Origin of the sequence: Herbaspirillum lusitanum P6-12 (assembly GCF_000256565.1) — a bacterium.
Classification (GTDB): Bacteria; Pseudomonadota; Gammaproteobacteria; order Burkholderiales; family Burkholderiaceae_D; genus Herbaspirillum; species Herbaspirillum lusitanum.
The window spans coordinates 1-7,279 of sequence record NZ_AJHH01000504.1; the positions used below are offsets into that span (position 1 = coordinate 1).

Here is a 7,279-nt window from a genome sequence, read left to right on the forward strand (position 1 = left end):
CCTGCATGGCGGCGCGCACGCCGCAGCCGACGCCGCAATACGGGCAGGTGGTCTTGGTGCCGACGGTCGAGAGCGGAGCTTGGGAGAGGTTCACGATGGTTTCCTGGTCAGGCTGCCTGAGGGCTCGGGGTCTGGCTTTGCGATTGGCTGGAGATGGTCTGGCCGAACAACAGTTGATGACGGATGGCGGAAATGTCGCCGCCTTCCCGGATCAGGTCGAAGTACCACGGACCGTCCTTGACGTCGCCGTACAGCACTGCGCCGATCAGCCGGCTGCCTTGCAGCACCAGCCGCTTGTAGATGCCGCGGCGCGGATCGCGCAGCACCAGGTCTTCGGTGTCGTCGGCGCCGATGAAGTCGCCGGCCGAATACAGGTCGACGCCGGTGACCTTGAGCTTGGTCGCAGTGGCCTGCTGGACATAGCGGCGATGCCCTGCGCCTGCGAGGTGCGCACCGCAGACGCGGGCCTGGTCCCAGATCGGCGCGACCAGGCCGAAGGTGGCCTGGCGGTGCTGCACGCATTCGCCGACGGCATAGATGCGCGGATCGTAAGTCTGCAGCGTGTCGTCGACCACGATGGCGCGGTCGCAATGCAGCCCGGCCTCCTTGGCCAGGCCGATGTTGGGGCGTACGCCGGCGGTCATCACGACGAGGTCCGCCGGGATTTCCGAACCGTCCTTGAAGCGCACCGCCGTGACGCGATCCGGCCCGACGATGGCTTCGGTCTGCGCATTGAGAAGGAAGCGCAGGCCCTTCATCTCCAGCGCCTTCTTGAGCAGCGCGGCGGCCGGCTTGTCGAGTTGCTGGTTCATGAGGCTGTCGGTGACATGCACCACGGTCACGTCCATGCCTTGGCGCAGCAGGCCGTTGGCCGCTTCCAGCCCGAGCAGGCCGCCGCCGATCACCACGGCGTGACGATGGTTGCGCGCGACGTCGAGCATGATGTGAACGTCCTGGATGTCGCGAAAGGCGATCACGCCCGGCAGTTCATGGCCCGGCACCGGGATGATGAATGGCTTGGAACCGGTCGCCAGCAGCAGGCGGTCATACTTGATCTCGACGCCAGCCTGGGAGCGCACGGTGCGGCGGCGGCGGTCGATTTTCTCGACCGGATCGCCGGCGTGCAGCGTGATATTGTTTTGCACGTACCAGTCGCGCGTGTTGAGCATGATGTCGTCGATGCTCTTGTCTCCCGCCAGCACCGGCGACAGCAGGATACGGTTGTAATTGCCGTGCGGCTCGGCGCCGAACACGGTGATGTCGTACAGGTCCGGCGCCAGCTTCAGCAATTCTTCGACTGTGCGCATGCCGGCCATGCCGTTGCCGATCACGACCAGCGACGGTTTTTTTGCGGAAGCTACAGGTGCCGGAACGATAGTCATGCGCCCACCCACACCTTGCCGTGTTCGAGGCGCGCAGGGTAGGCGCTCACCGAATGTTCGGGCGCTTCGATGCATTCGCCGGTCTGCAGGTCAAAATGTTGTTTATAAATCGGCGAGGCCACTACGATGCGTTCGCCGATGCTGCCGACCAGGCCGCGCGACAGCACCGAGGCGTCCGCATTCGGGTCGTAGTTGCCGATGGCGAAGACACGGGTCTCGCTATTGCCGCCTTCGATGACGTGGAACACCGCCACCTGTTCGCCGCCGATCAGGGCGCAGACGCCGGTGTTCGGCACGATGTCGGCGATATCGCAGACTTCAATCCAGTGTTCAATTTGTCGGTCGCTGTGCATGTTCATTTCCTCTCTCAGGAATCAGATCGCTTCGGCGACCACAGGAATATCGATCAGCTTGCGCTCGGCTACCGTGGCCGGGCGAATCTGGCCGCGTTCGTCAACGAACTTGACGTTCGCGTCGGCTTCCTTGCTGTTGACGAAGTGGCGGAAGCGCTTGCGCGTCTCGGGATCGGTGACGGCCTTCTTCCATTCGCATTCATAGGTGTCGACCACGTGCTGCATGTCGGCTTCCAGTTCGGCGGCGATGGCCAGCTTGTCGTCGATGACCACGCTCTTCAGATAGTCGAGGCCGCCTTCGAGGTTGTCGCGCCAGGTGCTGGTGCGTTGCAGGCGATCGGCGGTGCGCACGTAGAACATCAGGAAACGGTCGATGTAGCGGATCATGGTTGCCTTGTCGAGATCGGAGGCGATCAGTTCGGCATGGCGCGGCTTCATGCCGCCGTTGCCGCAGACGTACAGGTTCCAGCCTTTTTCGGTGGCGATGATGCCGACGTCCTTGCCTTGCGCTTCGGCGCATTCGCGGGTGCAGCCGGACACGCCGAACTTGATCTTGTGCGGCGAGCGCAGGCCCTTGTAGCGGTTCTCCAGTTCGATCGCCAGGCCGACGCTATCGTCCACGCCGTAGCGGCACCAGGTCGAACCGACGCAGGATTTGACCGTGCGCAGCGACTTGCCGTAGGCGTGGCCGGTTTCAAAACCGGCGGCGATCAGTTCTTCCCAGATGTCCGGCAATTGCTCGACACGGGCGCCGAACAGGTCGACGCGCTGACCGCCGGTGATCTTGGTATAGAGGCCGTACTTCTTGGCGACCTGGCCGACCGCGATCAGGCCGTCCGGCGTGACTTCGCCGCCGGCCATGCGCGGCACGACCGAATAGGTGCCGTCCTTCTGGATGTTGCCGAGGAAGTAGTCATTCGAATCCTGCAGGCTGGCGTGTTCCTTCTTGAGCACGAAGTCATTCCAGCACGAGGCCAGGATGTTGGCCGCGACCGGCTTGCAGACGTCGCAGCCGAGACCCTTGCCGTGTTGCGCCAACAGGTCGCCGAAGCTCTTGATCTTGTTCACGCGCACCAGGTGATGCAGCTCCTGGCGAGAGTAGGGGAAGTGTTCGCAGACGTGGTTGTTGACGGCGAGACCTTGCTTTTTCATCTCGGCCTTCATCACCTGCGTCACCAGCGGCACGCAGCCGCCGCAGGCGGTGCCTGCTTTGGTGCAGCTCTTGAGGTCGCCGATGTTGGTCACGCCGGACGCCACTGCCGCACACAGCTGGCCCTTCGAGACGTTATTGCAGGAGCAGATTTGCGCGGAGTCTAGCAGGGCGTCGACGCCGAGGCCGACCTTGGCCTTGCCGTCGGCTTGCGGCAGGATCAGGAACTCCGGCGACTCCGGCAGTTCGATGCGGTTGAGCATCATCTGCAGCAGCGTGCCGTATTCGGCGGCGTCGCCGACCATGACCGCACCGAGCAGGTGCTTGCCCGATTCGGAGACCACGATCTTCTTGTAGATCTGCTTGCGTTCGTCGGTGAATTGATAGGAGCGTGCGCCGGCTTCCTTGCCGTGCGGGTCGCCGATGCTGGCGACGTCCACGCCCATGAGCTTGAGTTTGGTGCTCATGTCGGCGCCGTTGAATTGCTGCACTTCGGCGGCATCGTTCAGGTGCGCCAGCATGTGTTTGGCGGCGGTGCGCGCCATGTCGTAGCCGGGCGCCACCAGGCCGAAGATCTTGCCGTTCCACAGCGCGCATTCGCCGATGGCGTAGACGTCGGGATCGGAGGTGATGCAGCTGTTGTCGATCACGATGCCGCCGCGGTCGCCGACCTTCAGGCCCGACTCGCGCGCCAGTTCGTCGCGGGGACGGATGCCGGCCGAGAAGACGATCATGTCGGTGTCGAGGTGGGTGCCGTCCTCGAAGTTCATGCGGTGGGTGCCGGTTTTTCCGTCGACGATTTCCAGTGTGTTCTTTTGTGTGTGGGCGGTGACGCCGAGGTCCTGGATCTTCTGGCGCAGGATGCGGCCGCCGCTCTCATCGACTTGCACCGCCATGAGGCGCGGGGCGAATTCGACCACGTGGGTTTCCAGGTTCATGTCGCGCAGCGCCTTGGCGCATTCCAGGCCGAGCAGACCGCCGCCGATCACCACGCCGGTCTTGGAACGCTTGCCGCACTCGAGCATGGCTTCGAGGTCTTCGATGGTGCGGTAGACGAAGCAATCCTTGCGCTGGTTACCCGCGACGGTCGGGACAAAAGGGTAAGAGCCCGTGGCCATGACCAGCTTGTCATAGGCGAGTGTTTCCACGGCGCCGTTGATGTTGACCGTGACGGTCTTGCCGGTGATGTCGATGTTCTGCGCCTTGGCGTTGAGCTTCAGGTCGAAGTCCACCGGGCTCTTGCCGGCGTCGAAGAAGCCCGGCGCCACAAGCGACAAGTCGTCGGCGGATTTGCCGGCGAAGAATTCGGACAGGTGCACGCGATCGTAGGCCGGACGAGGCTCTTCGCACAGCACGGTGACCTTGAGGTTGGACGCGCCGCTTTCAGCCAGCGACTCCAGGAATTTGTGACCGACCATGCCGTGGCCAATGACGATGATGTTCATGATCAGGTTCTCCTCAGGCGGGGATGTTATTGGCTGCAACGGCCGGTGTCGGCTCGTCGTTCTTGTCGCTGGTAGTGAAGCGTACGGCGACCGCGCACAGCGCCGAGACCGTCACGAGCACGCCGAGCATGCTCAGTGTCTGTTGGGTGTCGCCCAGGCCCTTCATCAGGAAGCCGGCCAGCACCGCGCCGACGTTGCCGCCCGCGCCGATGATGCCGGCCACGCCGCCCAGCGCCTTGCGATCGATGAACGGCACCAGCGCATAGGTCGCGCCGCACGCCATGTGGGTGAACAGGCCGAAGCACAGCATCGCGGTGACCGCCAGCGTGACGCTGCCGGCATGGGCAAACCACAGCAGTCCGAGACCTTCACCCAGCATCATGATGAACAGCAGGGTGGCGCGGCGATTGAGGCCGCCCCGCAATGCCACCTTGTCGGAGATGATGCCGCCCAGCGCGCGGGCAAACAGCGCCAGCAAACCGAAGCTGGCGGCGGCGATGCCGGCGCTCTTCAACGACAGGCCGAAGTGATCGACGTAATAGATGGCGGCGATGTTGTGGATGAAAATTTCCACGCCGAAGCAGGCGCCGTAGGTGATGAACAGCATCCACACGCGGTAGTTGGCGCTGGCAGCGCGGAAGCTGGCCCAGCCGCCTTTTTTACCGCTTTCGATGGCGATGCCGGCGGCGCGCAATTCGTCGAAGTTGCCTTGCGGGCAATCCTGCGTGAAGTGCCAGTAGAGCGCCGCCATCGCCAGCATCATCAGGCCCGGCACCAGCAGCGCGACGCGCCAGCCGAGGTTGTCGCCCACGCCCAGCATCAGCATCGCGGCCAGCAGCAGCGGCATCAGGCCCTGCGCCACGCCGCCGCCGGCATTGCCCCAGCCGGCGGTTGCCGCGTTGGCGGTGCCGACTACATTGGGCGCGAACATCACCGAGGTGTGATATTGCGTGATCACGAAACTTGCGCCGACCGCGCCGATGCACAGGCGGAAGAACAAGAATGTTTCATAAGTCTGGGCGAAGCCGACGCCGATCACCGGCAATGCACCGATCAGCAGCAGGCCGGTGTATGCCTTGCGGGGGCCGTAACGGTCGCACAGCGGGCCGATGATCAGGCGCACCAGGATGGTCACGGCGACGGCGGCGATGTTGATGTTGGCGATCTGTTCCACGGTCAGGCCGAGCTGGCCCTTGATCACCGGCATCAGCGGCGCGCAGGCGAACCAGGCGAAGAAGCAGACGAAGAAGGCCATCCAGGTCAGGTGGAAGGCGCGCATCTGCGGCGTATCGATGGAAAAGAGCCGGATCTTGCTCGCCTTGCTGGAGCTGTTGCTATGGAGGTCTCTGCTGTCAGGAGTTGCGGCCATTTTTATCCCGTTAAAAACAAAAAGGCGCCCGCTCGGCAAGGCATGAATGCCAAGCTAAGCGGACGCCGTTGTCCTGCAGATCCGTCTTTAGATCGGCATTAAAAATAGTGAAAGCTGCTGGATCGTCGTTGATCCATGCACGGACATATGCAAAGGCTGTGCCAGAGCACCGGAATTCTTGATGGGGAAGGGCTTTGGAGGCGATTCGGACGTGCCGGAACGTGGCCTGCCGCAGCACGGCATGCAACGATATATGTCATGTTGTGATGTGTCGCGGTGCAGGCTGCTCGCAAATGGTGCGGTGCATCGGGCGTTTTGGGCCGCATCCTCAATCGGGCGTGGACTTGCCTTTGTGCAAGAAAATCCGGTGCTTTGCAGGATCAGGCAATCCTCCGGCAGCGTTGGTCTGCCGCCGCCGATGGCCTGGCTCTCAACATGGCCTCAGGTCATTCACGGGAGTTTAATTTCCATCAACCGGTAGCACGATGCGCATCGACTGCTTCTGGAATTGCTCGAAGCGATGCAGTTCCTGTTCGATGGCGCTCTTGAGCGCCGTCGATTTCTTCTCCATCCACGTCCATTGCTGCACCAGCAGCTTGCCGTTCTTGCGATCCATCTTGAGATCGAGCGCGGCGACGATGCGGTCGCCCATCAGCACCGGTAAAGCGAAGTAGCCGAGCACACGCTTGTCCGCCGGCACATAGGCTTCGAAGCGGTGTTCGTAATCGAAGAACAACGCCAGCCGCTTGCGCTGGATCACCAGCGGATCGAAAGGCGAGAGGATGTGCACGCGTTCGCTCGATGCCGGGTTGATGATGCCGTCGGACAAGGCGTCGAGCAGCGCCGGGGCTATCCAGTGCGGCTGCTTCGGCGCACCTTCAATATGCACCGCCACCAACTGCTTGCGCTTGACGGCGGCGGCGATCAGTTCCTTCACCATCGGCTTGGCCTGCACGCTGCCGTAACAAATCGAATCGAGGCTGACCATGCCCTGCGCCTTGAGCGCGCGGCGCAGCAGGTATTGCGCGAACTGTTTTTCCTTCACTGGGGCGGGACGTCGCGGCCAGTCGAAATGACGAGCGGCGAGGTCGTAGGTCTTGAGCATGCCGGTACGCTTGCTGATCACCAGGTCGCCGATGAAGAAGCCCCAGCGCAGTGCGCGTTTCGATGGTTTGCGGCTGCCCCAGGGATGGGTCTTTTCTTCCAGCACGTCGTCGTCAATGTCGCGGATCGAGAGACCGCCTTCCTTGCGGATGCGTTTGAGCAGCGCGGCGTAGTCGGCTTTGTCGACGCCGGCAAAAGAGGCGTGTGGATTGAGGCGGCGCCGTTCCATCTCCGGCAGGAAATGACGGAACTCGACAGTCGGCACATAGGCCAGCGCATGCGTCCAGTATTCGAACACTGACTTGTCCACCGACTGCGCCCGCTCCAGGTCGCTCAGTTTGTATCCAGGGATACGCGTATACAGGATGTGGTGGTGGCTGCGCTCGATCACGTTGATGGTGTCGATCTGAACATAGCCGAGATGCTCCGCGGCCAACTGCACCGCAGTCGCGCCGTCGCCGAACGGCGCGGGCACG

Annotated in this window: 6 protein-coding genes; all 6 read right to left on the reverse strand. The window is 62.8% G+C overall.

Translation table 11 applies throughout. The features are described from left to right. Positions 1–94 (reverse strand): hypothetical protein (locus HLUSI_RS34975; RefSeq protein ID WP_414087034.1); only part of this gene is annotated, 94 nt, incomplete at its 3' end. Between the two features lie 13 nt (positions 95–107). Further along, complete coding sequence (locus tag HLUSI_RS29205; protein WP_016835118.1) at positions 108–1,382, reverse strand: NAD(P)/FAD-dependent oxidoreductase; 1,275 nt, start codon at positions 1,380–1,382, stop codon at positions 108–110. Continuing rightward, the gene (nirD, locus tag HLUSI_RS0117070; protein ID WP_029363646.1) at positions 1,379–1,735 is read right to left on the reverse strand and encodes a nitrite reductase small subunit NirD; all 357 of its coding nucleotides are present in this window, start codon (positions 1,733–1,735) and stop codon (positions 1,379–1,381) included. Before nirD ends, HLUSI_RS29205 begins: the two co-directional genes overlap by 4 nt. A gap of 21 nt (positions 1,736–1,756) precedes the next feature. Beyond that, the gene (gene nirB / locus HLUSI_RS0117075; protein ID WP_016835120.1) at positions 1,757–4,330 is read right to left on the reverse strand and encodes a nitrite reductase large subunit NirB; all 2,574 of its coding nucleotides are present in this window, start codon (positions 4,328–4,330) and stop codon (positions 1,757–1,759) included. A 13-nt stretch (positions 4,331–4,343) separates the two neighbouring features. Continuing rightward, on the reverse strand, positions 4,344–5,699 hold the full coding sequence (locus HLUSI_RS0117080) for an MFS transporter (RefSeq protein ID WP_016835121.1): 1,356 nt from the start codon (positions 5,697–5,699) through the stop codon (positions 4,344–4,346). Positions 5,700–6,159: 460 nt separating this feature from the next. After that, the coding region (locus HLUSI_RS29210; protein WP_016835122.1) for a winged helix-turn-helix domain-containing protein at positions 6,160–7,279 on the reverse strand (1,120 nt) is incomplete at its 5' end.

What these genes read in the sequence shown, in the direction of transcription:
- HLUSI_RS29205 (WP_016835118.1), bottom strand. Translation starts at nt 1,382, where the DNA reads ATGACTATCGTTCCGGCACCTGTAGCTTCCGCAAAAAAACCGTCGCTG.
- nirD (WP_029363646.1), bottom strand. Translation starts at nt 1,735, where the DNA reads ATGCACAGCGACCGACAAATTGAACACTGGATTGAAGTCTGCGATATC.
- nirB (WP_016835120.1), bottom strand. Translation starts at nt 4,330, where the DNA reads ATGAACATCATCGTCATTGGCCACGGCATGGTCGGTCACAAATTCCTG.
- HLUSI_RS0117080 (WP_016835121.1), bottom strand. Translation starts at nt 5,699, where the DNA reads ATGGCCGCAACTCCTGACAGCAGAGACCTCCATAGCAACAGCTCCAGC.